Origin of the sequence: Synechococcus sp. W60.3 (assembly GCF_047502615.1) — a bacterium.
GTDB lineage: Bacteria > Cyanobacteriota > Cyanobacteriia > Thermostichales > Thermostichaceae > Thermostichus.
The window spans coordinates 1-1,690 of sequence record NZ_JANSHJ010000079.1; the positions used below are offsets into that span (position 1 = coordinate 1).

1 protein-coding gene and 1 pseudogene are annotated in these 1,690 nt (G+C 49.7%); both read left to right on the forward strand.

Going from position 1 to position 1,690, the window contains the following annotated elements; translation table 11 throughout:
- Positions 1–616: pseudogene (locus NW846_RS12545) on the forward strand (phosphoketolase); the annotation flags it as partial.
- Positions 617–705: 89 nt separating this feature from the next.
- Positions 706–1,690, forward strand: a 985-nt coding sequence (locus NW846_RS12550; RefSeq protein WP_414516202.1) for an AAA family ATPase, incomplete at its 3' end; no start/stop codon positions are given.

A 1,690-nucleotide genomic window follows, 5' to 3' on the forward strand; every position in this document is an offset into this window, starting at 1 on the left:
CCTGGCGGCCATGATGCGCAACGGCAACGTCTTCCCCCTCTTCCCGCCGGATGCCAACTGTGCCCAAGCTGCCTACGAATGGGCCCTATCCACCTGCAACAAAGGGATCCCTATCATCGCCAGCAAAACCCCCCTGCCCATCCGCACCACCCTAGAACAAGCCCGCCAAGCAGTAGAGCAGGGCTGCATCGTCCTTCAGGAGTTTCCCGGATCCCGAACCGTCGTCTTTGCCGTGGTGGGGGATATGGTTCTCCTGCCCGTGTTCGAGGCGGCTGAGCAGCTCCAAGCCCAAGGGATCGGCTGCAAAATCGTCTCGGTGATTAACCCCCGCCGTCTGTATCGCCACGGCGACGTGGCTTGGTCCACCTGTGCTCAGCCAGATGGGGAATTCATGTCCGACCAAGAATTTGCCGCTTGGTTTGCCGGCGAGGCCCTCATCGGCGTAACAGGCGGATCTAGCCTGATGCTCGAACCCTTGATGTTGCGCTATGCCGGCCCGCGGGATTTCTTCGCTTGGAAACGCGGCGAAACCACCGCCACCCCCGCCGAATTGATGGACTACAACGGCCTGACAGCTCAGGCACTGTCAGAACGAGCCAAGCAACTGCTATGCTGAGGGCAAGCTTTCAATCTACCAAGGGATTACCCCAGTTTCACACTTCGAGAAGTTCTAAGTGTCAGTTTTTTGTTTACCTTTGTCGTCCTATGGCCAGTGCTAACTCTCTTCGGGAGAAACTTGAGAAAATATCTCCTAGCGAAAAAACTGAGCAAGTTATTGTCCAGTATTTTGCCAACCCTCTCCTCTACGAGCTGGGCTTTGACGATCTAGAGATTAGACCTCAATTTGAGACAGGCTGTGGAAAGGTAGACTTTGCAGCACGGAAGAATACGGAAGCTACGGATATTTTTTATAACTCCCAGAAAAATCCATATCTTTTTTTAGAAGTCAAATCTAGAACATATGACCTCAGTGAAGGCTCTTCCACTTACGAAGAAGCAGTAGATCAAGTAAAAGGATACCTATCTAGAGAGCGCTCTAAGTCTGCAAAGTGGGGAATAATCACAAACGCGAGTTACATCCAGATCTGGAGGAAGCATGGAAAAGTCGTCCACCCTGCTACAGCAAACTTATCCATTAATCCAGATAACGTTGAGACCATAGTACGTGATTTGCGAAACAAGCTAGAAAACTATGAGCGTGCCTTGACTATATGTGTGTACAATAACAAAGGAGGCGTAGGCAAAACAACGACGGTCATTAACCTTGCGGCAGCACTAAAAACCAAGGGAAAAAAGGTCTTAGTTGTTGACTTTGATTCTCAGGGTGATCTGACAAGAAGTTTGGGAGCCACTCCTGGAAAAATTACACTGACGCAATGTTTAAAGGATCCCAAAATAGACGTCCATGCCATTGTCCAAACATATAAACTCAAGGGATTTTCCATCTTCGACATTATCCCAAGAGACCCTGAACTAGAGACGTTGACTGATAGCCGGGCAGTAGCATATATCCCAAAGGGAACTCGGCGCCTTCGCGATCTCATTGCTCCTCTTCGCAATGAGTATGATTACATCCTAATCGACTGCCCAACTCAATGGCTTTACTTCAGCCAAAGTGGTGTTTTTGCTGCCGATGTTATTTTGATACCTACCCGCCCCGACGATCTGTCTTCCCTGAATAATGCTGCTA